Genomic DNA, 1,137 nt, shown 5'->3' with positions numbered 1-1,137 from the left:
GCGCTGGAGTATTACGGGGACCTGATGACAAAGCACCGGGTCATGCCTCCGGAGGCAGTGACCTGGGAATGGGATGAGATCATTGCGAACGGCCAGAACGACCGTTATGCCATGGCCGTCACACTGAACGCGACGGGGACTCTACTGAACAAATCGAAAGCGTCTAAAACAGCCGGGCGATGGGGTTGGACTGTCGTGCCGGGGGCGCTGAAAAGTGAACAGAGCAAAAGCCCGTTCTTTGTATGGTCGTTCGCCGTTCCTTCGGCATCACAGAACAAGGAATGGGCGTTCGAATTCATTCAGCACATTACGAGCAAGGAATGGGCCCGGCGGTCAATGGAAAAGGGAAACGCTTCCACCCGCCTTTCCGTGTTGACCGATCCGGAGATCGTCGAAGCATATGGCTGGACTGGGGCAGCCGCCGAGCAGATGAAAACCGCCGTGACCAACCCGAATGACGCCCATTGGGGCTCACTCGAGCTTGATCTGCGCGCGGGCGTTTCAAGCACGCTGCAAGGCCAAACGACAGCCAGAGACGCGTTACAGACCGTCGCCGCAAGTTGGAGGCGCAAATTCGATCGCCTGAAGTTATGATGTAACGTCGACAGCAATTCGTGCCGAAGTTCATTCATCCAATCCAAAAAAATCAACCCTTTGATCGCATATTCCAAAAAGCTCACCCGGCGTTTACTGCTGTAGCGCCGATGAGACCCCTGCTGATCCCAATGACTTAACAATTCTTAACATCTCGAAACTTTCCTTTCTTCTTCAACGGGCATTTCCTTGCAACGAAACGGTTGAAGAGGTGATGATGTCTACAAACGGAAGAAAGTCAGCGGTTGTGACACAGGGTCTCGGTGCAGCCATAGCTCAGTATCTGGCAGCCGACCGTTTCAACGTCCTCATCAATTCTGCATCCCAATCGAAGTTTTTGYGACCCGCTGCTGCTATTATTGCGGCAGTCGTTTTCCTGCTGGACACATTGACGTCCTTGGACATCGCCATTGCGGTGCTCTACGTGCTCGTGGTCTTGCTCTCGCTTAATTTTGCGACCCAGAGACGARAAGTCGAAAACCAGCTTCATGCAGCGCGAACGGAGTTGGCGCATGTCGCCCGCGTGGCAACGCTTGGCGAGCT

At 54.1% G+C, this 1,137-nt stretch carries 1 protein-coding gene and 1 pseudogene; both read left to right on the top strand.

Annotated elements, in window-relative coordinates; genetic code table 11:
• Window positions 1-594: hypothetical protein (locus ACXJ5O_RS27775; protein ID WP_457302725.1), on the top strand; the 594-nt coding region annotated here is incomplete at its 5' end.
• 214 nt (window positions 595-808) lie between these two features.
• A pseudogene (locus ACXJ5O_RS27770) lies at window positions 809-1,137 on the top strand (hypothetical protein); the annotation flags it as partial.

It is taken from the genome of Phyllobacterium sp. P5_D12, from assembly GCF_054049495.1.
Note: the sequence above shows the minus strand (reverse complement) of the source record. Positions and strands in the feature narration are given on the sequence as shown.